Origin of the sequence: Nocardia sp. NPDC051750 (assembly GCF_044453135.1) — a bacterium.
Taxonomy (GTDB): Bacteria; Actinomycetota; Actinomycetes; order Mycobacteriales; family Mycobacteriaceae; genus Nocardia.
Window position 1 is genome coordinate 141,618 of record NZ_JBITCK010000001.1, and the last position, 23,647, is coordinate 165,264.

Here is a 23,647-nt window from a genome sequence, read left to right on the forward strand (position 1 = left end):
TACCCGCACCCGCGTGCCGACTCCTGACCACCGACCCAATCTACCGTCGGACCGGCGCGACACCAACCGCGTTCCGCCCGCGCAGGCCGGAGCCGTGCGGGAGTCGCCCGGTTCTCCGGGCCGGGCCCACCACGGGCGCTCTTGCTGTACTTATCCGGTCAGGTGTGCCCGGTCACGGGCCGGGTCGTAAAGGTGTGATTGCGCACAGGCCGCGCCCGGGTCGAGCGCCCGGCCGACCAGGATCACCGCCGCCTGCCGCAGCCCCGCCGCCTCGACCCGTTCGGCGATCCCGGCGAGGGTCCCGCGCAACACCACCTGATCCGGCTGGCTGGCGCGATACACCACCGCGACCGGACAGTCGGCCCCGTAGTACTCGGCCAGCTCCGCCGCCAGCTCCCGGGTTCGGGTGACCGCCAGATGCAAGGCCAGCGTCGCGCGGGTCCGGGCGAACCCGGACAGCGCCTCGGACGACGGCATCACCGTCGATCGGGCCTGCATCCGGGTCAGCACCACCGACTGCGCGACCTCGGGAACGGTCAGCTCCGTGCCCAGCAGCGCCGCCGCGGCGGCATACGCGGGTACACCCGGGGTGACATCCCACGGCACACCGGCCGCGTCGAGCCGGCGCGTCTGCTCGGTGAGAGCGGAATACAAGGACGGATCGCCGGAGCACAGCCGGGCCACCTCCCGGCCGGCCGCCGCCGCACGCACCAGATGCCCGGTGATCTCGTCGAGGTCGAGCCGCTGCGTATCGATCATTTCGGTACCGGGCGCACAGTGGGCCAGCACCTCGGGATCCAGGTAGGTCCCCGGGTACAGGCACACCGGGCACCGCCGCAGGAGTTCCACGGCGCGCACGGTCAGCAGATCGGCGGCGCCGGGGCCCGCCCCGATGAAGTGCACGGTCATGGGGTCGAGCATAGGACCGCGGCAACGCCGGACCGCGGGCCCGCCCGCCTGCCCGCGACCTGCGGCCGGAAGCGAGCTCGAGATACCGGATACGGCCCGGTTCGGCGCCGGATCCCGGACGTACGGGGTCCGGCGGCGACCGGGCCCTGCCCGCCCGTGCCGTCGAACGTCGTCTGACTGCTTCCGGCCCTGGTTCAGCCGACGGCGTCGAAGAAAGCGACAACCTTGGTCGGCCGCACCCGGACCAGGAGCTCACCGGGGACGCCGTTGCGGCGGCCGAACTCGTCGGCGCGGGCCGTACCCATATAGCGGCCGCCGATCGCGGTCGCCGTCCGCAGCAGTTCGGCCGGATCCTCGGACAGGGTCACCGTGCCCTGGATCTGTACCGCGGCGTACGGCGGCTCCTCGAGATCCACCACCAGCGCGATCCGGGGGTCGCGCTGCAGCGCCTTCCCCTTCGCCGTGTTCTTGCCCGTGTTGAACACGATTTCGTCGCCGTCGAGCAGGAACCAGACCGGGGTCACCACCGGGCGCCCGTCGCCGGCGGTGAAAGCCACCTTGGCGGTACGTGTTCCGTAACCGAGGAATTCGCGCACCGTGGGATCGGAAAGTGAGGCCATGCGGATCACCCTAGGTCGGGCCGGTCACAGACCGGGTAAGCCTCGCGGCGCGTCCGGCCGAACCCGATCCCACGGCGATGTCACACCCGGACGGCTTACGTCGTCGACCAGGTACCGGCCCGGATAGGCCGGTCGCAGAGAAATGGTGTGAGATGAACGTCGCTTATTACATCGCCGGAACCCTGACCGCGGTATGGGTCGGATTCTCGGGCTACTCGCTGTTCTCGAAACAGCAGTTCGTCGTCGAACCGCTCGAACGGTACGGCGTGCCACGGTCGTGGTGGAACTGGCTGGCCCTGGCCAAGTCGGCCGGAGCGCTGGGGTTGATCGCCGGGTTCGCAATCCCGCCGCTCGGTGTCGCCGCGGCCATCGGCCTCATCCTCTATTTCCTGGGCGCCACCGCGACCGCCCTGCGCGCCCGCTCGTACAACACCGCGGTATTCCCGCTGCTGTACCTGATCCCGGTGGCCGCGACCCTGGTCCTGCAACTGGCCCGGTAATCCCGCGGACCGGCCGGGCCGCAGCGAGGCGCCGGATGTTCCCGGCGGACAAGCGACCGGGATCCGCGCACACCGGTTGTTGATCACCGTGGACAACTGTTCCCGCTGATCGGGCAGCGCTCGAACCAACCCGGCCGAATCGCCGATACCGCGACCGCATCCGGGCGATACTCCGAATGGCCCCTATCCCGGTTTGCGGGGCAGCGCGTGTGAGGAGTTGGCAATGAGCGTGGTGGACGGGACGAAACAAGCCGACGAGAGTTCACCACCCGATAGGGGCGGTCTGCGGCGGGTGGTGGCGGCGTCCATGGCCGGGACCGTGGTGGAGTGGTACGAGTTCTTCCTGTACGGCACGGCCGCGACGCTGGTCTTCAGCAAGATTTTCTTTCCGGAGTCCGACAGCGAACTCGACGCGATCCTGAAAGCCTTCCTTACTTATGCGGTCGGTTTCGCTGCCCGGCCACTGGGCGGGATCGTCTTCGGCCATTTCGGTGACAAGTACGGCCGCAAGCGACTCCTGCAGTTCAGCTTGATCCTGGTGGGCGCGGCCACCTTCCTGATGGGCTGCCTGCCCACCTACGGCCAGATCGGCTACCTGGCGCCGGCCCTCCTGGTCGTACTGCGTTTCCTGCAGGGTTTCGCGGTCGGTGGCGAATGGGGCGGCGCGGTGCTGCTGGTCGCCGAGCACAGCCCGAACAAGAGTCGCGGTTTCTGGGCGAGCTGGCCGCAGTCCGGTGTCCCCGGCGGAAACCTGCTGGCCACGATCGTCCTGCTGGTTCTCACCACCGTCCTGTCCGACGACGATTTCCTGTCCTGGGGCTGGCGGATCGCGTTCTGGCTGTCGGCCGTGGTGGTTCTGATCGGCTACTACATCCGCACCAAGGTGACCGACGCGCCGATCTTCACCGCCGCACAGAAGGAAGCCGAACAGGTACGGACCTCATCCTTCAGCGCGATCGAGGTCCTGAAGCGGTATCCGCGGGGCGTCTTCACCGCCATGGGCCTGCGCTTCGGCGAGAACATCATGTACTACCTGGTCGTCACCTTCACCATCACGTATCTGAAGGTCCAGCACGATATGGCGACCGACGACATCCTGTGGTGGCTGCTGGCCGCACACGCCGTCCATTTCGCGGTTATCCCGCTGGTCGGCGCGCTCACCGACCGCGTCGGCCGGCGCCCGGTCTATCTGGCGGGCACTATCGGCGCGGGCCTGTGGGGTTTCATCGCCTTCCCGATGATGGACACCGGCAACGGCTGGATCATCACCGCGGCGATCATCCTCGGCCTGATCGCCCACGGCTTCATGTACGCACCCCAGCCCGCGATCATGGCGGAAATGTTCCCCACCCGGATGCGCTACTCCGGCGTATCCCTCGGCTACCAGGTCACCTCGATCGTCGCGGGTTCCCTGGCCCCGGTGATAGCGGTCAAACTCCTGGACACCTTCGACTCCCCGGTCCCGATCGCCATCTACCTGGCAGCCGCCGCCGCGGTCACCGCGGTCGCGGTCCTGGTAGCCCGGGAAACCAAGGGCTTCGACCTGGCCGATATCGACCGGGCCGACGCGGCCCGCGACACATCTGCGTCGACCACGCTCTGAATGGAGGAACAGGGGCGCCACGGCAACTCCAGCGATTTCAGCTCCACCCGCACGGCCACACCACAATGCTGCCAGCGCCTTCCCCTTGTCCTGGACACTCACCGGCGCGCCCAGCGGGGATCTGAGAGTCGTTCCAGATAGTCATGTGCCCGACGCCACGGGTCGGCAGCGAATTCAGCACGAGTGCGATGCCAGTGCCGGGCGCAGAGCTCGTCCAGACCCATGTTCAGCATCCGCCGCTCAAAGTCAGCGTGCGGCTCCGCTTTCCGGGAAATATCGAGCAGCTCGGCTTCCGGAGTCCAACCACAATGATCGAAAGCCCATGTGCCGTCGGTGACGTAGACGTGACCGGGATCGGCACCGCCCTTCGGCCAGAGTCCCACCGGTGCCCATCCATCAGGGTGCACTTCGAGAAACGCGTACGCCAAGAGATGGCAAGCACCGGCGGCGAAGAACCATTGATCGGCCCGGTCCCACGCCAGCCGCTGGTCCGCACGTTCCAAGGGCGTGCGCCGGAAGACCGAACACGGAACGTACATCCGGCCAGCCTATTGCGGGAACCGGATCTCCCTCCGATCGACGGCCCTCAGCCCATCCCGAAACCGTTCTCCAGATACACCACAGTGTCATCTCCATTACGAACTGCCGGCGCCGCGGACCCGCGCCACGAGCAGACCAGCCATCCAACCCCGGTCGGCTCCGGCGAAAGACCGGATCCGCCGGTGGGTGTGACTCGACCGCCTGCCCGGTCTCCGCGCAGAATTCGGTTTCCCCGTACCGGTGGCCCGGGGAACATGTACCGATGGCCACCATCCTGTCGTGCGCTGATCCGCTCAACCAGCGGCGTACCGATCCCCATTTCGCTGCCGAGACCGCGATCGCTCGCGAACTGGACGGCGGCGTGGGGTTGATCGACCATGATCTGCTGTTGGCCGGCGATGCCGCGGCGGCGGTTCGGAATGTTCCCCGCGACCGCGGCCCGGCCTGGTATCGCGGCTGGATGATCCCCTCGCCCGCGTACTCGGCGCTGTCCGACGCCCTCGCGGCCCGCGGAACACCACTGGTGATCGGGCCCGAGTCCTATCGGATAGCGCATGAACTGCCCGGCTGGTACGAAACTTTCGCACACGTGACGCCGGCCAGCCGGTGGCTGGCCGGTCCCCCGGGCCGAGTGCCGGCTACAGCGACACTGGCCGCCCTGGCAGCTCCGCTCGGTGACGGACCGAAAATCGTCAAGGACTACGTCAAATCGGCCAAGCACGCCTGGGACACCGCCTGCTTCATCCCGGACCGCGCCGACATCGCCCTCCTGCACCGCGTTGTGGCCGCATTCGTCGCCGAACAGGACAACTATCTCGCGGGTGGCATCGTGCTCCGGGCTTTCGAATCCTTCGCCTCCGACGGTCAGCGGGCCGCAGAGGCAAGGGTGTGGTGGCTGGACGGTGAGCCACTGCTGATCGGTGCGCATCCCGATACCCCCGAGGAATATCCGGCGCCGCTGTTGGACCACGTCGCCACATGCGTCGCGCAACTGGACGCCCGTTTCATCACAACCGATCTCGCGTTGCGCGAGGACAGTGTCTGGCGGGTGGTGGAGGTCGGCGACGGACAGGTATCCGACCTGCCTGCGGGTATCGACCCCACACCGATCATCAGGGCGCTACTCGATGCACCGGACCACCAGCGCTCTGCGGATACCCCGGCCCTGCGCCGCCAGTTGTGAGGGCACCGCGACGGTCTCCGTCGGCCTGACTGTCCGGGACAGGGAACCACATTCAGATCTTGCTGACCACCGGCGTGGATATACGGCTCATGAATACCGGTGAAGCAGCCGTATCGCAGATCTGAGCCATAGACAGCAAGAAACCCCGGACGGATGGACTGTGCAGCCGCTCGACAGTGCTCGAGACTTCCACCGCAACCCTGGTCGGCCACGGGAAAAATTCTGTAGCGGTGACAGTAGACATTCCCCGCAAGGTGAGGTAGTTTCTGTGTTGTTGGAAGCGAAGGAAGTATCCAGAAGGCACGGGAGATGACGAACTGCCCGTGAATGGCAAGACCGACGGGCGCGGTCGCGGGACCAGCAGGAACAACGGTCCGACCGCCCCTCGGGAAGCAAGTGAAGTTGCACGGAAAGAGGCAGTAACACCGTGAGGAGAAGGGAGGCGTTGCCCGTCGGGTCACCCGCGAAGTTATGTGGTTGGGGTGATCTCCGACTTTTCGGTTACATGTCGGAAGACGAAGTAATTCCCCTTTCAGTGCCCCGGCGCCTTTGGCGCCGGGGCACTTCGGCGTATGGAGGCTGCACGATTTCTGAACCCACGACCGCGAACGAGAAGTTCGACGATGACGACTACCCCGCCTACACCATGGGCCGGGCCGCCGACCTGCTCGGCACCACCCAAGCGTTCCTGCGCAGTCTGGACGACGCGAAACTGATCACCCCGCAACGCTCGCCCGGCGGGCACCGCCGCTACTCCCGATACCAGCTGCGGATCGCCGCCCGCGCCCGCGAACTCATGGATTCGGGCACCCCCTTGGAAGCCGCGTGCCGGATCATCATCCTCGAAGACCAACTCGCCGAAGCCCTCGAAATCAACGCCGGACTCACCCAGCAGGACTGACCCGTCCCTGCCGGATCGATGACAACCGGGCGTGTGGGCCGAGACAAGATATGGCTTAGCGGCACGCCACGTTGTCCGCGCAGCTCACGAGAGTGGGCGCCGTTCCCATACGACCGCGTCGAGTCAGAGCTACCGCGCTACGGTGACGGAATGACTTCAGTGCATGGGGGATCGGTGATCGAGCAGCGACAACTGGCGGGGTGGGGCCGCACCGCGCCGTCAGTGGCACATGTGGTGTCGACAGCCGATATCGACACGGTGGCCAAGGCAGTGAAGGAGGCCGGTCCGCGCGGAGTGATCGCGCGAGGACTCGGGCGCAGCTACGGTGATCCGGCGCAGAACGGCGGCGGTGTCGTCGTCGATATGACAGCCCTCGATCGGATCCACCACATAGATCCCGAGACCGGCAAAACAGCGCCGGGACCCGCTGCGATTCGACGCACCGCAGCTGTTCACGGTGCCGGATGTGTTCCCGAGCGGAATGGTCAACAACCTCACCGTCCGCGTCGCCGCCGAAGCCGCCTACCGGGTGTATCCGAAGCGGGCGCGCGGCAGGATCCAGAACTTGACGCAGTTCTATCACCCACTGGACATGCTGGGGGAATGGAACCGGGCCTACGGCCGGCGTGGATTCCTCCAGTACCAGTTCTCGATGCCGTTCGGCGCCGAACAACAACTGGCCGAAACGGTCCGGGCGATCGCCCACTCCGGCCACCGCTCGTTCCTCAACGTGTTCAAACGCATGGGACCGAGCAACCTCGCGCCACTGTCGTGGCCGCACCCCGGATTCATGCTCAGCCTCGACTTCGCCGTGGCCCCGGGACTGGCAGACTTCTGCAACGACCTCGACCAGCGAGTTCTCGACGCGGGTGGACGCCTCTACTTCGCGAAGGACTCACGCACGACTCCGCAGATGATCCGAGCCATGTACCCGCGGCTCGACGAATGGCGCCGGACCCGCGACGAAGCCGACCCACAGCGGGTGTTCGTCTCCGACCTTGCCCGGCGGCTCCATCTCATCGAGGACGCACCGGCATAGAGCGCAGGGCTTGGGTGTCACCCGGACATGACGTCTTCCTGCTGATGCCGGGGCGGCACGGTCAATCGGTCTGCAACGCGACTGCCCCGACATCATGGTAGGCACAGCAAAGACTTCTCGGATGATGCACCGTCTCATCGACGAACGCGCTACCGACCCGGCGGCTTGCGGCCGACGGCCGCGTACAGCGGCAGAGTGTGGTCGTGGGCGGCGGGTTGTTCCATCCTCGGCCGCCAGCGGTGCAGGGGCACGATTCCCGGTTCGACCAATTCCAGGCCGGTGAAGAATCGCTCGACCTCGGTTCGACTGCGGGGCTGCATCTCGATTCCGCTCTGGGTGTAGGTCGCGACGGTACCCGCGACACCTTCCGGGTCGATCTCCGCGGTGAGATGCGTCATCGACAGGTAGCTGCCCGGTGCCAGCGATGCCAAAAGGGCGCCCACAGCGTCGTAGATTGCGTCACCCGCAACGAAGTGGGCAATCGCGATGAGGCTCAACGCGGTCGGTATGTCCGGGTCGAGTGTTTCGGTCAGCGCGGGCGCGGACAGAATCGAATCCGGATCGGTGAGGTCGGCGCTGATATAGCTGGTGCGCCCTTCCGCGGTGCCGGTCATGAGTGCCCGCGCATGGGCGAGGACCAGCGGATCGTTGTCCACATATACCACCCGCGCGGCCGGATTCACCTCCTGTACCACCTGGTGCAGATTCGGTTCGGTCGGAATCCCCGTGCCGATATCGAGGAATTGGCCGATCCCCTCCAGCGCCGCGAATCGCGCGGCGCGATGCATGAATTCCCGGTTGGCCCGAGCGACCCTGCGGGCGTTCGGAACAGCCTGCTCCACCTTGGCCGCCGCTTCCTGGTCGGCCGGATAGTTGTCCTTGCCGCCGAGCAGATAGTCGTATATCCGTGCACTGTGCGGCTTATCGGTCCGCAGGTCCAACGGGCTCCCTGACATACCACGCTCCGATCCGAGATCATCAGCAGAACAACACCATCGACAATATCGCCGATCCCAGCGCGGGCAGCATGTTGTACGAATCGTGAACCGATGCGGCCACTCTCACCCCGGCCGGACCGAGTTCAGCCGGGATCACTCACCACGGCCGCAGAACCACAGTCAGCCGGACGCACCCATAACTTCCACCCCGTGGATCCGGGCGGCTTTTCGCATACCGTCGTCCAAGGTCATCAGCGGATAGGCGAGACGCTGGGCCAGCGCGATATACCAGGCGTCCGCGTAGGTGGCGTTATCGATCAAGCCCACCGCGGCAACCGAATCACCCGGCTCACGGATCCGCTCCACCGGGTGGGTGCTGAACGCGGCGATCAAGGCGCGCGCCTGATCGAACTCCAGTTCGCCGCGACGCGCCAACCGGATGAGCGCGGAGCCGACCTCGAAGTCCACATGCGGCGGTGCCACACACCCCGCGATGCGGATCCGCTCCCCATAGCCCGGTGGCAGCACACCGCGCAGCAGATCGACCCAGACCGACGCATCGACAACGATCACTCTTCGCCCCGGTCGTAACCATCCCGGACTTCCCGTACCGCTTCGGCTCCGGAGACCGCCGCCCGGCCGGTGATACCGAGCCGCTGCTGGGTCTGCGCCAATTCCTCATCCCATGCGGCAATAGCCCGCCGCTGCAGCTCCCGCCGCACGTCGGCGGCCATCAGGTCCCGCAGATACGCCGACACTGACTTGTGCTCAGCACTAGCTTTCTCCGCGATCACCGCGGCAACTTCATCCGGGACATCGCGCACCTGAACAGTCGCCATTGTGCAGCCTCCACCAGACAATTACATGCAGTAGTTCATGCACAGCTTAGCATGCAAAGGAGGGTGGTGGGCACGCCGACCAGTACCCGTTCACCTGCCCCGGAAGATCGTTTCAGCACCAGATGAACCTGCTCGGGCAACCAACACATCCAGTCCGGATTCACGATCCGCATTCGAGGACCCCCGTCGCGGTCACCAGGTCCGCGAACCACATGATCGCCTGCCACGCGCGCGTCTCCCGTACCTCCTGATCGCTCAGGTACGGGACCACCACTACCTCGGCACCGTGGTCGAGCACGTGCTGTACGGCGATTCTCGCGGCGAGCTCCGGCCCGGTGTCCGTGTAGACCGTGTACACCACCCGGAAGTCGTGAGCCTGCGACAGGCGCTCGACATCCCCGCTGCTACCGCAATCTGTCCGGCAGAGCACGACCGCTCTCCTCGACATAGTCACCGGCGCGTCTCCGACGCATAGGCTGCTGCCGCCTCGTAGCGGGGGCAGCGATGCCCGGCGTGGACGTCCATCACTTGATGGGCATGCGCGTATCCGCGGATCGGGTCCTCGGACCGGCAATGGGTGGCCGGATAGCCAGCGGGTAACGACCGGAGCCCGTCGGCCAGCCGCTGCAGAATCACGGGGTCGTCAGTCACCCATTTTCTCCCCGCCTGCCAGAGCCGGACCGCGGCGGCCATGGCCAGATTGTGCGGGGCCCTGACGGGCAGAGCAGGTATCTCGTGGCGCATAGTTGGCGCGCATACCGACCGTGGGGAATGTTCGACGTGGGGCATACTTCGATGAAACCGATCGGACGAGTGCGGCGGAAGTTGGCATCCCTTGGCAGCGGGCGACCGAACCGGCTCCCACCGTGGCAGAAACGCCGGCCGCTAACCTGGAGTTGTGCCCGATCGCTCCCAGGACTTCGTCCCTGAAGTAATGGAAGCGATCGCCAGAACGGCCTGTCGCCAGGTTGGGTTACCGGCGGACGACCTTCAGTTCCTGCGGCTCGGCCAGAACATCCTGTATCACCTGCCCGGACCGGCGATCGTCGTACGAATAGCGCGCGACTCGAGTTACCGGGCCGACGCGCTCAAAGAGATCGCGGTGGCCGAGTGGCTGGCCGACGAGGAAGTACCTGCGGCGCGCGTATTCGATATCGGCCGCGAACAACCGATCGAAACTGGTGGTCACCCGGTGACTTTCTGGCATTACCTGCCAGGACGCACCGCCACAGGCGACGAGGCATCGGTCACCGCGGCACTCCTCGGCAGACTCCACCGACTTCCGGCGCCCAAGGGCATCGAGATTCCGGTGCTCCACCCTCTTGCCCGAGTAGAGCACCGAATCCATTGCGCACCGATCCCCGAACGAGACAAGGAGTTTCTCGTGGAGGAGACAAAGCGGCTGGAGTCTCAACTGGACGATCTGACCTATGTGCTGCCGGCCGGAGTCAATCATGGTGACGCTCATATCAAGAACGTGATCGTTTCACCGTCCGGGACCGGGGGCCTCATCGATTTCGAGGCCGTGAACCTGGCCCATCACGAATGGGATCTCGCGAAAACTGCCACCGAGGCCGCAATGGGGATGCTTCCCGCGCCCGCCTACGCCCGGTTCGCCGCAGAATACGGATACGACCTCATGCGATGGGACGGATTCGCCACGGTCTGTTCGGTCATGCAGTTGCGCATGGTCACATGGCTGGCACAGAACGTCGGCCATACGGATGCGATTGCGGATGAATACAGCAAAAGAATGCGTACTCTTCGCCACGGATTCACCGAAAATTGGAGCGGATTCTAGGCACGACGTGCCTCTCCAGGCCGTAGTAGCTTCGGATAGCGAGCACTGACGATGTCGGTGAACTCAGCCATGGCCGGATGCCGGAGATCCGGGACGCTGCGGCAGAACCCCTGTAAGTAGCGCAGGTACCGCTGCGACTGCAGTCCACCTCCGCTGCCGAGCGCACCTGTCGCCAAGGACGCAGCTTCTTCGATATCGCCGCATTTCAGGGCACTGCCGGCATCCACGAGCTGGATGAACGCACGTGTCCGCCGCGGTGTCGTGGGTGTCAACGCACGCTGCGTATATTCACGACTCCGTGTTGCGACACCCAGGTCGCGGAACGCATGGGCGATATCGCCGGAGAGTTCGGCGGCATCGTAATAACCGATCCAATCCGGCTCGTCATCGCTACGACGATCGAACAAGCGCTCCGCGTGGCCGATGGCCTGCGAAGCGGCCCGCTCATCGCGCAGGTTGGCCAGTGCACGGGCTTCCATCATCACGCACAGGGTTTCCACACTCGCTGTGCCACGACCGCGAAGGGCTGCCTGCGCGGCGCGGGCCATGGTCAGCGCCTGAGGATAATTGCCGATGGAGTTGTACTGGTGCGACAAGTTGGCCAACAATCGTGCGCCCATCAACTGGTCCGACGCCTCATCAGCCAGTCGGAGACCGAGCGTGAAGTATCGTGCCGCGACCGGCTGGTGTCCAGCATCGTAGGCCGACCATCCCAGCAGTTGCGCCACCTCGGCCCCGGCCCCGTACACCGCCCGCCGCCGGTCACCCACGCGCTCGGCGCGGAGTTCGGGGATGACACTGTTCTGAAAGTAATGCATCAGCGCGGTCCGGACACGGCCACCGCCCTGGTCGAAATCAACGCTCATCAAGGCCGAAACTGCGACTCGGATCCGGCCGGCAACGGAATCCTGTTGCCCTGCCACCGAGGTAGGCGCAGGAGTCGAATCATCGACCGCGTGGGATCGCGCGAACAGATATCCCGAGATCACTCGATCGGTCTCTACGAGGCCGACTGCCGAGGTGAAGACCGGTCTTTCCTCGTGATCCCATCGAGTCAAAACATCCAGGGCCTCGATCGCGCGATCGACATCCTGCTCATACGTGCTCGTTCGAACAGCGAAATCTTCAGCGATGGGCAGCCCGAGCACAACTCCGAGTAGCCGGCGGTAGAACTGATCCGGCGTGTTGCGGTTGTTCTCCCACCGCGACAACGCCGTCATCAGGCTCCGATCGGTCATTATCCCGACGCCTTGGCGTTGCGCTTCCTCCCTCAATGCCCAGATCACCCGGCCATACGACCACCCACGCCCACGTCGCGCAGCCCTGAGCTCATCACCGAATGCCATCACGACACCAGCGCTTGGAACGAAGCCATCGAAAACCAGTACCCGCTACACCCTGATCGAATGGAACGAAAGGTCGGCACGAGCACTGCACAAGAACCCCTTTCGCCCACCGCCGGAGGAAACCTGAGCCCACGAGGAGCCACAACCCCACACCTCGCCCACCAAGACGGATCGTATCGCATCGCCCCATCGCAGATCTCGATTCGAACCTGCGGCCTGCGAATGGTTTTCAGTGTTCGGCTCTCCACGCCCCTCCGAGCGCCGCAGTCGTGGAGCGGGAAGATGGCAAGCAGCCAGAACTGAGCTTGGCGGGGCCGACGGGTAAGCGAAAATGTCAGCATGCGCAGGGGTGCCGATGAATGACCCGACGAGCGAAAGAGGCAGCGTGCGGCTCAGGAATCATTGGAAACGCCCGCTCGGCCCGCTCGGCTACTACTGGTTCCTGACGTTCGAGGCGTCGCCGGAACTGCGATCCTTGGTGAAGCACTGTCAGGATTCGATTGACTTCCCGTTCTACGATCCGACACCACCGGACAGTTTGCATCTCACAATCGATAGGATCGCCCCGGTAGGTGAAATCTCGACTGATCAACTCGATTCGACAATATCCTCCGCAATTCGAGCATGCCGAGGCGAATCGGCGTTCGAACTCGGAATTGATCAACTGAGCGTCGTCCCCAGCGCCGTATCACTCAACGTCTCACCTGCTCACGCGGTGCACCACCTTCGGGACACTTTGCGCTCAGCAACATTATCCGCGTGCCCCGAGCTGCAGCTCGGACATCCGAAACCGCACCCTCCGCACATCAGCATTGCCTATGCGAACTCGATGGCGCACCAGCGCTGAGCGCCCTGCAGGCGGTCGATAGGGCAAACGAGACGATTCAGAGGATAGATGTGGAAGTCACGGAAGCACTGCTGGTCTTCCTGGGACGACGGCAACGCTCGTACTCTTGGCAGGTCGTTTCACGCGTCCCCCTCATCACCCGGTAAGGCGAGTCTCGGTAACTCAGGAAAGCCGTTCCCAGCTGGCCTCTTTCACCACATAGTGCCGACCGATACCGTGCCCGACCGCGCCGTCGGCGGTATGGAGCTCGTCGTCATCACCCTCAGTGACCAACGTGCCGGACAGCTCGAACATCTTCGTCACGTCGGCGGCGTCCCATTCCCGCAGTCCGTCGATATAGACGACCGAGCGCGCGCCGCAGAGGAGCATCGCACCGTTCATCGAATTCTCGGCGACGCCGAACAGCGTCACGGGGCCGTCCAAATATTCTTCGAAATTCATTTCCACCTCGCCACATGTCGCAGAGCATTAATTGTCACGGTACGATACGCCGGAAGGCGAGGCCTATCACCGCACTGTCATAATAGCCTCCGTAGAAATGGAAGCCCATACTGTCCTGCACAAATGCTTTCATCGGATCCTTTGCCCGCCGCACCGGGTCCGGATACTCCATATGATTCGCATTGATCCAGGCATCAATATCCTCGAGATACAGGCCGAAATCGAAGTTTCCCATGCCGGGACCCTTCGGGCAGCACAGATCGCCCGACATATCGACCTGACCGGTTTCCGGATCGGGCCTGAACAGGTCAGGATTCGGGTCGGTAGCCCGAGTGACCGGCCAGCCGTTGTGGTAGAGCGGATTCCCGGCAGCATCGTGGACGTGTTCCTGCCCGGAATAGAAGTGCTTCGCGAACATGACGACATCCCACTCGGAGGGTTTACCGCTCGGCAAGTACTGCTCCACGTTTCTCAGCTGTGACAGTTTCAAATCCTCCGCCACCATCTGCAGAAATTCTTCTCGCGTCGCTGGCCCGCGATGCAGGATATCTTCGAAACGCTGCTTGTAATTCTGCGCCAGTTCTTGAGAGTTCAAGCCGTGGTCCAGCATTGCCATTTCGCGATTAAATTTCAGCATGGAGAGATCTCCCGACAGCTTCGCTGCCGCTTCACGCGCCGACTCCTGGATCTGATCTACATGCGCCTCCCAGGCTTTCACCGACTTTCTCAGCTCGCGGACCTCGGAAGACAACGGGTTGAGGCCATGTTCCTCCTCCGCTATTCGCAGGGCCTCACGCACTTCGCGCAGTGAAGTCCGCGCATTGTTCATATCACTGTTCAAACGGTCCAGCGGCGCGAGTATTTTCTCGTATTCGAACTGATGGGGGTAGGAGACAGGATCGCTGAACATCAGGTTGTTCGGTGGATGCAGTGGGTGGCCGGCAAACGTACTCGAAATACCGACGCATCCCAGCTCGAGTGTCCTGATCTCATTCGGAGTCATACTCCGGCCGATTTTGTTCTCCCACATCTCGACAATTTGATCTTTCGTGTACGCGCGTTGGCCGACGCCTTCCAGCGGTGGGATGAATTCTCGCTGCGTCCAATCACCTTCGACTCGCAGTGCCCCTGGCTCCTCGCCCGCCGCCATCCGGGCCGCTTCCTCGTCGCTCAATCGCCGGGTGGGCACGGTGGGCGGATCATCTTCCTCCTCCCGCCGTGCTGCTTCTTCTTCCTCCGCAGCACGACGAGCGGCTTCTTCTTCGTCCGCAGCACGACGACCCGATGCCTCGTCCGCTTCGCGGGGGGTCGTCGCCTCCTCCGCCTCGCGGGGGGCCGTCGCACGGTCCGCTTCGCGCGGGGTCGTCGCTCCCTCCGCCTCATTGCGCGCGGCCGGTTCATCGAGACCACGGCCCGCCGCTGCAGCTTCCGCTTCTCGGCCACGAGGTGCCGTGATCTCGCCCGCACGACCACGCGGCGGGGCCGCCTCGCCGTCGCGGGCACGCGGCGGAGTCCGCTCGCCCTCGCGACCACGCGGCGAAGTGGCCTCACGATCGCGACCACGCGGCGGGGCCGCCTCACTCTCACGGGCACGCGGCGGAGTCGCCTCGCTTTCACGACCGCGCGGCGGGACTACCTCGTTCTCGCGTGCAGGAATGGGTGTAGCCGTGTCGTCTTCGCCACGCGAGGTGGTGGCCTCCTCGTCGGTTCGACGGCTCCCTGTCCCTTCTGCTTCTTCGTTCGGACGCGGCCGAACCCCGTCCTCCGATCGCGTCTCGGTCTCCGCTCGCGGCTCGCTCTCGGGGCGCACCACAGTCTCCGGACGCGCCCCACTTCCTGGGTCCCCTTCGCTCTCGGGACGCACCACAGTTTCCGGCCGCGTCCCACTGTCGGATCTCCCTTCATCCTCGGGCCGCGCCACACTCTCCGGACGCGACGCACCCCTCTCGTTCTCGGGTTGCGCCACGCTCTCGGGTTGCGTCTCGTCCTCGGTTCGCATCGGCACCGGCTCGTCCCGACGCCCGGGAGCCGTTGTGTCCGTGCCGGGTTCCTCGCGGGAGGCCGAACCTTCCTCAGTTCGAGGGCCCCCTGTCTCCTCGGTCTCCGCACGCGGCCGCACCTCGGTATCCGGCCGCGGCTGCGCTTCGGGTCGGGCCGCGGTCTCCGGACGCGCCTCGCCCTCGGCCCGACCATCCCCCTCCGCTCGCGACGCGACGGGCGGGTCCCCCTCGCCCCGGGGCTGCGCCGCGGTGACGGAGGGATCGTCGTTACGCCCGCCGGGCGCTCCCTCGTCCCGGCCCGTGCCCGGCCGGTCGACGGCAACGCCCTCGTCCCCGGGAGGCAGAGAAGGCGGCGGCCCGTCATCACCGGGCGAAGCGGTTACCCTGCCTCCCGCACCCGGTCCTTCACCGGCGGGCCCCTTGGAACCGCCGACCGGCGCCCCGATCGCAGGGCCCGCCGGTCCGCGCAGTGCATGTGGCATCGACCCCAGTACACCACCGACCAAGCCGGGCAACAGGTGGTCCCACCCCATGTCCAACTGGCCGGTGAACGGCACCACCGACACGACCCCGGCCACCGCACCCGCAACACCGCCGACTCCGGCACCCGCGAACCGAACCCCGACCTGAGTGAGCTTGTTCCGCACCGTGGAAGTGGCGTTGTTCGCGAAGCGACGCTCCAATCCGATCATCGTCCGCACACCGAAGAACTCACCCGCGGCACCGGCGGCGGCGCCGGAGACGACCCCCAAGCCGACGTCACCCCAGTCGATCTCCGTGCGGTAATTCTCCGGACCCGACATCTGCACCGCCTGTGCGACGAGGGGAATAGCGCCACCCTGGATCGCGCCCAATGTCACGCCCTTGAACGCGATCACGCGCACCAACCGTGACGCAGCCGCACGCGCGCCCTCTGTCCCCAGACGGGCGATCAGTTCACGGACCGCGGCCCGCACCGTCAACCGGGTCGCCGCCGTCGCGGCCGCGCTGTGCACCTGCCCCACACCCGGAACGAACGCATCTACGCCCAACTGGAGGACCAGCGCCACCAGGCACCCGACGATCACGTACTTGCTGTACTCGGTGGACAGCGCGTTGTGCATACACTGTTCCGACAGCCCGTAGCAGGCGTTTGCCGCGTGTTCCAGATCGCCGTCGAGGTCGATGCCGTGTTTATCGAGCGCCTCCCCGGTCTCCCCCTCGATCGCCGCCAAGGCCTTTGTCCGAGCGTCGCCCGTCAGCTGCGACACCGTGGTGATCGCATCGCCGATTTCCTTCCACGCCGCGCCCAGCCGGCGCAACGCGTCCTCATCCCCCTCCGGCCACGGACCGGCCACCACGGCGACCACCCAGGAGGGAATCTCCTTGGGAATTTCGAGCGTCATCGCTTACCAGGGCGCATTCGGCGAGCCATTCATCCGCCGGGCCTGCACTCAGGGACAGTGCGCCCCGGTTCGGCGTTTCCGGGCTCGGCCGATTCGGTCATGTCCCGGATTCCCCGCAGACTCGGCGCACCCGGAAACAGGTCGGGCAGATCCAGATCACCGGCGACACCCGCGACGGGCTCGACGATCTCGGCTCGTCGCCGCTGCGCCGCCAGCGCGGCGGACCGGGCCGCCTCGGTGACGGATCCGGCCAGCCGCTCGGGCGAATTCGCCTGGAATGCCTGGGGAGACAACCGCACTTCCAGCACAGTTCCGTACGCGTCGACCGTCACTTCCACCAGACGATCGGAAGACGAAGCCGACGAGCGCGCTGCCGCAAGCCGCGCCGCGACGTCCGGAAGATCCGCCGACTGCTCGCCGAACCCGTCCAGCAGCGTATCGACGAGCCGTGTCAATTCGGAGTGAGCCGAACGCGGCTCTTCGGAACTCGATCGATCCATGTGGACTCCTCCTTTCGTCAGTGACCGATTCTCGGCCCATCGGCCCGCGGAGTCTCTGCCGGCTCCGCGGGTTCCGGTTTCGACCAGGGCGTCGTGTGCTTCCGCGACCCGCCCGACAGCCGTGTTGGGTCTACGGGCGGGGCAGGAACGGCGGGTGGCCGGTCTGCATTGTCGGAGGCGGCAACTTCGGGGCGACGCTCCTGCTGTTTGTTGTCCTTCTTCCGTTCTCGGCGTTGCTGTTTCGCACCGGACACCGGGGGCTGCGCCGGTGAGCGGGCGCCAGGTGCACTTCCCGACGGCTGACCGGCCTGCGAGCCAGGCGATTGCCCGCCCGGGCCCGTGGGCTCGGCGGGCCGAGCCCACGGAGGGCTGGACGCAGGACCAGCCGTTTCCGCACCCGCGGTCGCGTTGCCGAGCGAGGCCGACGGCATCATCTGTGCCGTCGGCGCGACGGCGGCCCCGGGCGGCGGATCCCCGGTGCCGAGACCGGCTCCGGCCTCGGTGGCTCCGGCCGTCGACGAGGAGTCGCGCGCCGAGGGCGACTGCGGCGGCTCCCCGGAAGGCCCGGAGGGCACACCGGCTCCGGAGCCGGGACCGTTCCCGGCGGTGTCATCGGCAGCCGGTGGTCGCGAGCCGCGCTGCCCCTGCTCACCGCCGACCCAGGATTCCGAGTCCGGCGCCATCCCATCCGGCGACTGCGAATCGGCACCGGACAGCGGCGACCCGGTGCCGGGTCGCGACGCGGGGTAATCACTCCCCGGCGAACCCGCCGGGGTGAACGCGGCTGTTTCGGACTGCGATTCGTGTTCTCGGACCCGGTAACCAGCATCGGTATCGATACTGTTGAATCGGTCGCCGATATCTTTCAACGATCGACCGCTCGACCGCAATGTTCCGACCAGGTTCCGCAGATTCGCCACGGTCTGCTTCGCGTCGGGATCGTAGGTCTGCTCGAAAGCCTTCCCGGGCTCGTCGTTTCCCCAGCACTGCCCCTCGGTCCCGAGCGCGGTTTCCAGATTGTGCAGCGCCGCAGCCAACTCCTCCGCCGCCCCGGAAATCGTGGGACTCTGGCCGGCTAGCTCGTCGGAATCAAGGGAAAATACGCGACTCATGAACGCCACCGGTGGGTACGGTCATACCGCGGCCATTGTCACGCCGATGACTACCGACTGACCTCATAAGCCCCTACCTCGGTTCCTCACGTCGAGCATGTCCAGTGCTCATACCTTCCCATAATCGGGGATAGAAGTCCCGGCATGTGTGCTTGCCGCCCTCGAACGAGAGGCATATGCGCATTGGACCTCGTATAGTCGATGCGGCGCACACCGACAGCTATGAGGCGAACACTCGGGGGAAGCCACAGATGGACGATCTGAGTCTGGACGAGTTGACCGAGGCGACCGCCCAGCTGAAGCGGCTCGTCGGCGCGTTGCTGGATGGCCTGGATCAACAACGCGCGGACATCCCGGGCGTTCACGAACGGTTGTCACAAGCCCGATCGTCGGCATGGTCGTCGGATCAGCTCGCCGAGGTCACCGTCGACGCGTACGGGGTCGTTGTCGATGTCCGGTTGGCGGCCGAGGCGTTCCGAGCCGGTCCACCGGCACACCTCGCCCGATCCATCACCGAGGCCGCCCGCGCCGCGGCCGATGCGGCGCGAGAGCAGTTGGCGGTGATCGTCTCGCCGATCACCGAGCTCGCCGAGGAGCTACCGGACCTTCCCGATCTACTACCGGGCGCACCGAGTCTGCGCGGCATCCGGGAAGTCGTCGAGGCAGCCACCCGCACCGCGCCCGACACCGACCGGACCAGGAAGTGCGATCCCGGCAAAGAGTGAGCGGTGAATGTCCGGGTGAGCAGAATGAACCATGCCAACGAACCCGGTGCTGACAAGAGCCCACGCGCTCTGGGAAGGGCTCGCCGCAGCGCCGGTTTCGTTCTCGTCATCTGACCTCGTGAATGTGACGATCTCACCCCGAGCGAAGATCTGCCCGCCGGGCTGGGCCGGCTTCATTGTGCTGCAAGGGCGAGCCATCGTGACCGCACCCAACCCGACCGCGGCAGCAGCGATTCGCGGTGCTGTCGCAAAGTTGTCCGTCGAAGACCTCGTCGACCCCGAATTGCTCGGCCGGGCCCTCCCCCTGGAAGAAGTTCTGGGACCGGCCACACTGGCCTACATCGACGGACGCGACTTCCGGGCGGCCCCGCCGGGCGCGGTGCAGGTCGATCGGCTACCCGCCGAGCACTCTGACCTACATCGGCTCGAGAATCTGGCGGGTGAGCACCAAACGGAGGAAAGCGGGCTCCGCGAGATAACCTCCCCGGCCTTCACGATCCGGATCTGTGACGAAGTGGTCGCTGCCGCCGGATATCGCACCTGGCCGAGCCGGACCGCCCACATGAGTGTGCTGACAGCTCCCGAGTACCGGGGGCGGGGCTTGGCACGACTAACGGGTTCAGCGGCAGTGGCGCACGCCCTGGATGCTGGGCTGCTCCCCCAGTGGCGGGCCCGCGCTACGCAGTCCAAACGAGTCGCCTTCGCCCTGGGCTTCCGCGAACTCGGTACCCAACTCAGCGTCAGGCTGAAGCAGGAAGTCGCCCTCATCGGCTGACAGGTCGAACTGGTTCGCTGCAGAGCCCGGCTCGAGGGTGAGTGATGCTCAGCTCCTGACTTACTTCTCCGTCGTACGGACCAGCTCGGCGAGGAGTTCTATAGTGCGGTTCTGTTCTTCGGCGGTTCCGTAGGGGGCGGCCATGAATTCGGTGACTCCAGCGTCCCGGAATCGGGCGAGTGCGCGTGCCACTTCGATATCGTTGCCGACGATCGCGACATCCTGTGGCCCGGCGACTCCTTCTCGGTCAAGTGTTGCGCGGTATTCGGGCACCTGCGCGGCGAGCGCGAACTGTTCGGCGATCCGAGCGCGGACGTCGCCGACCGCATCGGTGACGCATACGGGCAGGCCGGCGACGATTCGCGGGGACGCCTTGCCGGCATCGGCCGCGGCCTCGGTGATGACCGGAACGATGTGGTCGGCGAGGGCTTTCGGGCCTGTCATCCAGGTCACGGTTCCGTCGGAGAGTTCGCCTGCCATTCGGACCATACGGGGCCCCATTGCAGCGAGAAGCACCGATGGGGCCGGTACATCGCCAGGGACCATTACCGCACCCACCGCTGTGAGCATCTCCCCGTGGTAGTCGACTGTTTCCCGGCGCAGCAGCGGGCCGAGCACCGTCAGATACTCGCGCATGCGCTGCACGGGCCGGTCGGTGGACAGTCCGAACATCCCCGACACCATCGCACCGACACCCACGCCCACGCCCACGGTCAGGCGCCCTGCCACCGCGGCCTGCACCGTCAGCGCCTGCCCTGCCAACATCATCGGATGCCGCTGCGGAACGGGCACCACGGCCGTGCCCACCGCGATATCGGCGCCGGCGCCGGCTACTGCAAGAGCAGTCAGCGCATCCCCACCGAGCGCCTGACTCGCCCAAGCGGTGGCGAAACCGGAGTCGGCTGCCACCTGTACCTGGTCCACGACAGCCGCCAGCGTCGCGGGACCGCGGACATCCCCGACCGCCAATCCGATCTGCATTCTTCATCTCCCGTGTCGGATGACTACACATAAATGGGGTGATCACCCCACTTATGTTCGAGTACGATACGGGGTGACCACCCCACTTAGCAAGAAGGTGTCGAACCGATGGGAGCAAGCCCGAACTCGCCAGGCCGGCAGCGGGCGGATGCGCGCCGCAACAAGGACAGGCTGGTGGCCGCCGCCGGCGCCGTGATCGCCGAAGCCGGTGCCGAAGCATCCCTCGAGGAGATCGCCCGGCGCGCCGGAGTCGGGTCGGCCACCTTGCACCGGCACTTCCCCAGCCGTGCCCAACTCCTCGAAGCCGTGCTCCGCGACCGAGTCGCGACCTTGTGCACCCGAGCGAAGGAACTGCGCACCGAACCGAACGCCGGCACGGCATTACTGGCTTGGCTTCGCGAGGTAGTGGCGCACGCGGCTACCACCCGAGCGCTCGGACCAGCTCTCGCCGGTTACGCATCCGATCCGGAGTTCTCACCGCACACCATGATCCGGGACGCCGCCCAGCAACTCCTCACTCGCGCCCAACGAGAAGGCTCGGTGAGCACAAGCGTTACCGTCGACGATGTTCTGCAACTCACCAACGGCATCGCCCTGGCAACCGAATCCCTCCCCGAGCCGGCGCCACGCGCAGACACACTGATAGCCCTCGTCGCAGAAGGTCTCCTCCGCAGCACCACCAGCGACTGACCGACAGTACCCGCATGGGTCACCGGTCGAGCCCAGTGGCCCAATGGAAGCACATCACCACCCGGACCATCTGCCACAGTGCCCGTATTTCGGCTACCGGTGCGCAGGGGAGCCGGGCTTCCAGTCCTGCCACCGCGGAACCCACCAGCACCGACCGTGATCCAATGCGGACGCGACGTGCTCGGCCTCGCGCCACACCGCATCGGCCTCCGCCTGCGTGAGCCGACCACAGGCAACCTGTTCCGCGACATCGTCGCGGTCCTTCCACTGCCATACGCCGTCCCGGACAACGATATCGAGTCCGTGATCGTCGGTGTCGAACCAATCGTCGCCACGGCGGTATGGCTTTTCGAAGTTGATGTACCAGTGATCGAACCGGCCGTGCTGGAAGAACGCCCACACCGAATAGGCGTCAGCGGGCCGATACAGTTGCAGCACACTGCTGCCGATCCAGCGGTCCTGATCCGACCAGGGATGCTTCCCGTACGGATGCGACGGAAACGTGAACGGGGTCCCGTCTTCGAACCAAACGGCCAGTACATCGTCGTCGTCCGCGACGACCTGCACCGGCATCGTCATCCACACCTCGCCGTGCAGGACTTCGCGCCGCTGCACCGTCGACCCGACCACGAACCTGGGCATGGTTGCCACGCTATCTCGCTCGGATGGCCAGCCGGGGGCGACAGCAAAATATTCACCAATCGCTGTCAGCGGGCTCGGAATCGGGGTGGGCGGCCAGGAATGCGGAGGGGCTTCGGTGGCGGGCAGTCTTGGCAGCTGTCATCGCACGATTGTTCTGGCGGCCCGATCGACCGGTCGCGCCGGCCAGGACCGTCGTGTGCTGCTTCGGGGCGCACGGCATCGTGGACCGGAACCGATGCGTTCGGGGCGGTCGGTGCGGGGCAACAGGTGTCGCCGCGCCAGGCGTTGAGACCCTCTTTCACCGCGATGGCGGCGATGACCAGCGCGGCGATCGGGTCGGCCCACGACCACCCGAACAGACTGTTGAGCAACAACCCGGCCAACAGCACCGCCGACAGGTAGGTGCACAGCAGCGTCTGCTTCGAATCGGCGACCGCGGACGCGGAGCCGAGCTCACGGCCTGCGCGGCGCTGCGCCGCCGAGAGCACCGGCATGATCATCAGGCTCGCCGCCGCCAAGGCGATCCCGATCGTCGAATGCCGGGCTCCGCCGAGCCCGGTCAGCGCCCGGACCGAATCCGCGGCGACATACAGTGCGAGTGCGAAGAAGGAGAACGCGATCACCCGCAGCGCGATCTTCTCCCGGGCTTCGGGGTCACGGCCGGCGAACTGCCACGCGACCGCCGCCGCGGAGGACACCTCGATCACCGAGTCCAGCCCGAACCCGATCAACGCGGTCGAGGAGACCCGGGCGCCTTCGGTGAGCGCGATGATCGCCTCGATGACGTTGTAGGTGATGGTCGCGGCAACGAACCAGCGGATCCGGCGCGCCAGCAACGCTTTTCGTTCCGGCCCGGGACCGACGGCGACTGCGGTCGGTAGAGCGGGCAGGCCGAGCGGCGCCGACATCAGCAGCAGCCCTCGACCTCGGCGTCCGGGCAGCACGCCGGGTCCACCGCCAGCACCAGACCGAGCAGATCCGCCAGCGCGGCTGCGATCCGGGCATCGGCGAGTTCGTAGCGGCTGCGCCGGCCCTCCGGCACCGCGACCACCAGCCCACAGCCGCGCAGGCACGCGAGATGGTTGGACAGGATCTGCCGGGTCACTCCGATCTGATCGGCCAGCTCCGAGGGATACCCCGGCGCCTGCCGCAGACTCAGCAGGATGCGGGTCCGCGTGGGGTCCGACAGCGCGTGCCCGAACCGGGCCAGCGCGTCGGTGTGAACAGCAGTCTCCATACCGAGAACAGTACATCAGTATCTGTATTCAGAAAACTATGAACTTTCACCTGCGGGATCCGCCGGTCGGACCGGAAGCGCCAACCCGGCAGT

At 65.9% G+C, this 23,647-nt stretch carries 26 protein-coding genes and 1 pseudogene; 10 read left to right on the forward strand and 17 right to left on the reverse strand.

Going from position 1 to position 23,647, the window contains the following annotated elements; all coding sequences use genetic code 11:
* Nucleotides 1-150 precede the first annotated feature (150 nt).
* On the reverse strand, nucleotides 151-909 hold the full coding sequence (gene cobM, locus ACIA75_RS00315) for a precorrin-4 C(11)-methyltransferase (protein ID WP_397098279.1): 759 nt from the start codon (nucleotides 907-909) through the stop codon (nucleotides 151-153).
* A 194-nt stretch (nucleotides 910-1,103) separates the two neighbouring features.
* Complete coding sequence (locus ACIA75_RS00320) at nucleotides 1,104-1,529, reverse strand: PPOX class F420-dependent oxidoreductase (protein ID WP_397098281.1); 426 nt, start codon at nucleotides 1,527-1,529, stop codon at nucleotides 1,104-1,106.
* A gap of 152 nt (nucleotides 1,530-1,681) precedes the next feature.
* On the opposite strand from ACIA75_RS00320, the gene ACIA75_RS00325 reads away from it, so the two are divergent.
* The gene (locus ACIA75_RS00325) at nucleotides 1,682-2,029 is read left to right on the forward strand and encodes a DoxX family protein (RefSeq protein ID WP_397098283.1); all 348 of its coding nucleotides are present in this window, start codon (nucleotides 1,682-1,684) and stop codon (nucleotides 2,027-2,029) included.
* Between the two features lie 223 nt (nucleotides 2,030-2,252).
* On the forward strand, nucleotides 2,253-3,632 hold the full coding sequence (locus ACIA75_RS00330; RefSeq protein ID WP_397098285.1) for an MFS transporter: 1,380 nt from the start codon (nucleotides 2,253-2,255) through the stop codon (nucleotides 3,630-3,632).
* 98 nt (nucleotides 3,633-3,730) lie between these two features.
* On the opposite strand, the gene ACIA75_RS00335 is transcribed toward ACIA75_RS00330, so the two are convergent.
* Complete coding sequence (locus ACIA75_RS00335; RefSeq protein ID WP_397098287.1) at nucleotides 3,731-4,135, reverse strand: hypothetical protein; 405 nt, start codon at nucleotides 4,133-4,135, stop codon at nucleotides 3,731-3,733.
* A gap of 299 nt (nucleotides 4,136-4,434) precedes the next feature.
* On the opposite strand from ACIA75_RS00335, the gene ACIA75_RS00340 reads away from it, so the two are divergent.
* The 3 genes and pseudogenes from ACIA75_RS00340 (at nucleotide 4,435) to ACIA75_RS00350 (ending at nucleotide 7,295) form a co-directional block, all read left to right on the forward strand.
* Nucleotides 4,435-5,355 (forward strand): ATP-grasp domain-containing protein, encoded by a 921-nt coding sequence (locus ACIA75_RS00340; protein ID WP_397098289.1) that lies wholly within the window; start codon nucleotides 4,435-4,437, stop codon nucleotides 5,353-5,355.
* A gap of 505 nt (nucleotides 5,356-5,860) precedes the next feature.
* Nucleotides 5,861-6,256, forward strand: a complete 396-nt coding sequence (locus tag ACIA75_RS00345; protein WP_397098291.1) for a MerR family transcriptional regulator — start codon at nucleotides 5,861-5,863, stop codon at nucleotides 6,254-6,256.
* Between the two features lie 150 nt (nucleotides 6,257-6,406).
* Nucleotides 6,407-7,295, forward strand: a pseudogene (locus tag ACIA75_RS00350) (D-arabinono-1,4-lactone oxidase).
* Nucleotides 7,296-7,444: 149 nt separating this feature from the next.
* Here ACIA75_RS00350 and ACIA75_RS00355 read toward each other — a convergent pair.
* The 5 genes from ACIA75_RS00355 to ACIA75_RS00375 all read right to left on the reverse strand — a co-directional run bounded on the left by ACIA75_RS00355 (nucleotide 7,445) and on the right by ACIA75_RS00375 (nucleotide 9,723).
* Nucleotides 7,445-8,251 carry an SAM-dependent methyltransferase gene (locus ACIA75_RS00355; RefSeq protein ID WP_397098293.1) on the reverse strand — a complete coding sequence of 269 codons (807 nt, stop codon included), beginning with the start codon at nucleotides 8,249-8,251 and terminating at the stop codon, nucleotides 7,445-7,447.
* Nucleotides 8,252-8,413: 162 nt separating this feature from the next.
* Nucleotides 8,414-8,806: a type II toxin-antitoxin system VapC family toxin gene (locus tag ACIA75_RS00360; protein WP_397098295.1), complete on the reverse strand. Its 393-nt coding sequence runs from the start codon at nucleotides 8,804-8,806 to the stop codon at nucleotides 8,414-8,416.
* Nucleotides 8,803-9,072 (reverse strand): hypothetical protein, encoded by a 270-nt coding sequence (locus ACIA75_RS00365; protein ID WP_397098297.1) that lies wholly within the window; start codon nucleotides 9,070-9,072, stop codon nucleotides 8,803-8,805. Before ACIA75_RS00365 ends, ACIA75_RS00360 begins: the two co-directional genes overlap by 4 nt.
* Before the next feature lie 160 nt (nucleotides 9,073-9,232).
* On the reverse strand, nucleotides 9,233-9,502 hold the full coding sequence (locus tag ACIA75_RS00370; RefSeq protein WP_397098300.1) for a hypothetical protein: 270 nt from the start codon (nucleotides 9,500-9,502) through the stop codon (nucleotides 9,233-9,235).
* Nucleotides 9,503-9,522: 20 nt separating this feature from the next.
* On the reverse strand, nucleotides 9,523-9,723 hold the full coding sequence (locus ACIA75_RS00375) for a hypothetical protein (protein WP_397098302.1): 201 nt from the start codon (nucleotides 9,721-9,723) through the stop codon (nucleotides 9,523-9,525).
* A 247-nt stretch (nucleotides 9,724-9,970) separates the two neighbouring features.
* On the opposite strand from ACIA75_RS00375, the gene ACIA75_RS00380 reads away from it, so the two are divergent.
* Nucleotides 9,971-10,873 carry a phosphotransferase enzyme family protein gene (locus tag ACIA75_RS00380; RefSeq protein ID WP_397098304.1) on the forward strand — a complete coding sequence of 301 codons (903 nt, stop codon included), beginning with the start codon at nucleotides 9,971-9,973 and terminating at the stop codon, nucleotides 10,871-10,873.
* On the opposite strand, the gene ACIA75_RS00385 is transcribed toward ACIA75_RS00380, so the two are convergent.
* Nucleotides 10,870-12,159, reverse strand: a complete 1,290-nt coding sequence (locus ACIA75_RS00385; RefSeq protein ID WP_397098306.1) for a hypothetical protein — start codon at nucleotides 12,157-12,159, stop codon at nucleotides 10,870-10,872. The genes ACIA75_RS00380 and ACIA75_RS00385 overlap by 4 nt on opposite strands.
* Nucleotides 12,160-12,574: 415 nt before the next feature.
* Here ACIA75_RS00385 and ACIA75_RS00390 point away from each other — a divergent pair, with 415 nt between their 5' ends.
* Complete coding sequence (locus tag ACIA75_RS00390; protein WP_397098308.1) at nucleotides 12,575-13,066, forward strand: 2'-5' RNA ligase family protein; 492 nt, start codon at nucleotides 12,575-12,577, stop codon at nucleotides 13,064-13,066.
* Between the two features lie 162 nt (nucleotides 13,067-13,228).
* Here the strand turns inward: ACIA75_RS00390 and ACIA75_RS00395 are convergent, their stop codons facing one another.
* The 4 genes from ACIA75_RS00395 to ACIA75_RS00410 are packed head-to-tail and all read right to left on the reverse strand — an operon-like array spanning nucleotide 13,229 to nucleotide 18,504.
* Nucleotides 13,229-13,507, reverse strand: coding sequence for a hypothetical protein (locus ACIA75_RS00395; protein WP_397098310.1), 279 nt, complete (start codon nucleotides 13,505-13,507; stop codon nucleotides 13,229-13,231).
* Between the two features lie 34 nt (nucleotides 13,508-13,541).
* Nucleotides 13,542-16,892: a hypothetical protein gene (locus tag ACIA75_RS00400; RefSeq protein WP_397098312.1), complete on the reverse strand. Its 3,351-nt coding sequence runs from the start codon at nucleotides 16,890-16,892 to the stop codon at nucleotides 13,542-13,544.
* Nucleotides 16,893-16,921: 29 nt separating this feature from the next.
* Complete coding sequence (locus ACIA75_RS00405; RefSeq protein ID WP_397098314.1) at nucleotides 16,922-17,392, reverse strand: YbaB/EbfC family nucleoid-associated protein; 471 nt, start codon at nucleotides 17,390-17,392, stop codon at nucleotides 16,922-16,924.
* A 17-nt stretch (nucleotides 17,393-17,409) separates the two neighbouring features.
* The gene (locus ACIA75_RS00410) at nucleotides 17,410-18,504 is read right to left on the reverse strand and encodes a hypothetical protein (protein WP_397098316.1); all 1,095 of its coding nucleotides are present in this window, start codon (nucleotides 18,502-18,504) and stop codon (nucleotides 17,410-17,412) included.
* Between the two features lie 251 nt (nucleotides 18,505-18,755).
* Here ACIA75_RS00410 and ACIA75_RS00415 point away from each other — a divergent pair, with 251 nt between their 5' ends.
* Entirely contained in the window at nucleotides 18,756-19,229 is a 474-nt protein-coding gene (locus tag ACIA75_RS00415; protein ID WP_397098318.1) for a YbaB/EbfC family nucleoid-associated protein, read from the forward strand.
* Nucleotides 19,230-19,353: 124 nt separating this feature from the next.
* Nucleotides 19,354-20,004, forward strand: a complete 651-nt coding sequence (locus ACIA75_RS00420; protein WP_397098320.1) for a GNAT family N-acetyltransferase — start codon at nucleotides 19,354-19,356, stop codon at nucleotides 20,002-20,004.
* Between the two features lie 60 nt (nucleotides 20,005-20,064).
* Here the strand turns inward: ACIA75_RS00420 and ACIA75_RS00425 are convergent, their stop codons facing one another.
* Nucleotides 20,065-20,985, reverse strand: a complete 921-nt coding sequence (locus ACIA75_RS00425) for a TIGR03564 family F420-dependent LLM class oxidoreductase (RefSeq protein ID WP_397098322.1) — start codon at nucleotides 20,983-20,985, stop codon at nucleotides 20,065-20,067.
* Nucleotides 20,986-21,093: 108 nt separating this feature from the next.
* On the opposite strand from ACIA75_RS00425, the gene ACIA75_RS00430 reads away from it, so the two are divergent.
* Nucleotides 21,094-21,675, forward strand: coding sequence for a TetR/AcrR family transcriptional regulator (locus ACIA75_RS00430; RefSeq protein ID WP_397098324.1), 582 nt, complete (start codon nucleotides 21,094-21,096; stop codon nucleotides 21,673-21,675).
* A gap of 93 nt (nucleotides 21,676-21,768) precedes the next feature.
* On the opposite strand, the gene ACIA75_RS00435 is transcribed toward ACIA75_RS00430, so the two are convergent.
* From ACIA75_RS00435 to ACIA75_RS00445, 3 genes are all read right to left on the reverse strand, one after another.
* A complete protein-coding gene (locus ACIA75_RS00435; protein ID WP_397098326.1) occupies nucleotides 21,769-22,317 on the reverse strand; it encodes a DUF402 domain-containing protein in 549 nt (182 codons plus the stop codon).
* Between the two features lie 65 nt (nucleotides 22,318-22,382).
* Nucleotides 22,383-23,225 carry a cation transporter gene (locus ACIA75_RS00440; RefSeq protein ID WP_397098328.1) on the reverse strand — a complete coding sequence of 281 codons (843 nt, stop codon included), beginning with the start codon at nucleotides 23,223-23,225 and terminating at the stop codon, nucleotides 22,383-22,385.
* Entirely contained in the window at nucleotides 23,225-23,554 is a 330-nt protein-coding gene (locus ACIA75_RS00445; RefSeq protein ID WP_397098331.1) for an ArsR/SmtB family transcription factor, read from the reverse strand. Before ACIA75_RS00445 ends, ACIA75_RS00440 begins: the two co-directional genes overlap by 1 nt.
* Between the last annotated feature and the right edge of the window lie 93 nt (nucleotides 23,555-23,647).

What these genes read in the sequence shown, in the direction of transcription:
- ACIA75_RS00435 (WP_397098326.1), bottom strand. Translation starts at nt 22,317, where the DNA reads ATGCCCAGGTTCGTGGTCGGGTCGACGGTGCAGCGGCGCGAAGTCCTG.
- ACIA75_RS00425 (WP_397098322.1), bottom strand. Translation starts at nt 20,985, where the DNA reads ATGCAGATCGGATTGGCGGTCGGGGATGTCCGCGGTCCCGCGACGCTG.
- ACIA75_RS00440 (WP_397098328.1), bottom strand. Translation starts at nt 23,225, where the DNA reads ATGTCGGCGCCGCTCGGCCTGCCCGCTCTACCGACCGCAGTCGCCGTC.
- ACIA75_RS00415 (WP_397098318.1), top strand. Translation starts at nt 18,756, where the DNA reads ATGGACGATCTGAGTCTGGACGAGTTGACCGAGGCGACCGCCCAGCTG.
- ACIA75_RS00355 (WP_397098293.1), bottom strand. Translation starts at nt 8,251, where the DNA reads ATGTCAGGGAGCCCGTTGGACCTGCGGACCGATAAGCCGCACAGTGCA.
- ACIA75_RS00405 (WP_397098314.1), bottom strand. Translation starts at nt 17,392, where the DNA reads ATGGATCGATCGAGTTCCGAAGAGCCGCGTTCGGCTCACTCCGAATTG.
- cobM (WP_397098279.1), bottom strand. Translation starts at nt 909, where the DNA reads ATGACCGTGCACTTCATCGGGGCGGGCCCCGGCGCCGCCGATCTGCTG.
- ACIA75_RS00320 (WP_397098281.1), bottom strand. Translation starts at nt 1,529, where the DNA reads ATGGCCTCACTTTCCGATCCCACGGTGCGCGAATTCCTCGGTTACGGA.
- ACIA75_RS00345 (WP_397098291.1), top strand. Translation starts at nt 5,861, where the DNA reads ATGTCGGAAGACGAAGTAATTCCCCTTTCAGTGCCCCGGCGCCTTTGG.
- ACIA75_RS00390 (WP_397098308.1), top strand. Translation starts at nt 12,575, where the DNA reads ATGAATGACCCGACGAGCGAAAGAGGCAGCGTGCGGCTCAGGAATCAT.
- ACIA75_RS00410 (WP_397098316.1), bottom strand. Translation starts at nt 18,504, where the DNA reads ATGAGTCGCGTATTTTCCCTTGATTCCGACGAGCTAGCCGGCCAGAGT.
- ACIA75_RS00325 (WP_397098283.1), top strand. Translation starts at nt 1,682, where the DNA reads ATGAACGTCGCTTATTACATCGCCGGAACCCTGACCGCGGTATGGGTC.
- ACIA75_RS00340 (WP_397098289.1), top strand. Translation starts at nt 4,435, where the DNA reads ATGGCCACCATCCTGTCGTGCGCTGATCCGCTCAACCAGCGGCGTACC.
- ACIA75_RS00395 (WP_397098310.1), bottom strand. Translation starts at nt 13,507, where the DNA reads ATGAATTTCGAAGAATATTTGGACGGCCCCGTGACGCTGTTCGGCGTC.
- ACIA75_RS00430 (WP_397098324.1), top strand. Translation starts at nt 21,094, where the DNA reads ATGGGAGCAAGCCCGAACTCGCCAGGCCGGCAGCGGGCGGATGCGCGC.
- ACIA75_RS00445 (WP_397098331.1), bottom strand. Translation starts at nt 23,554, where the DNA reads ATGGAGACTGCTGTTCACACCGACGCGCTGGCCCGGTTCGGGCACGCG.
- ACIA75_RS00400 (WP_397098312.1), bottom strand. Translation starts at nt 16,892, where the DNA reads ATGACGCTCGAAATTCCCAAGGAGATTCCCTCCTGGGTGGTCGCCGTG.
- ACIA75_RS00330 (WP_397098285.1), top strand. Translation starts at nt 2,253, where the DNA reads ATGAGCGTGGTGGACGGGACGAAACAAGCCGACGAGAGTTCACCACCC.
- ACIA75_RS00365 (WP_397098297.1), bottom strand. Translation starts at nt 9,072, where the DNA reads ATGGCGACTGTTCAGGTGCGCGATGTCCCGGATGAAGTTGCCGCGGTG.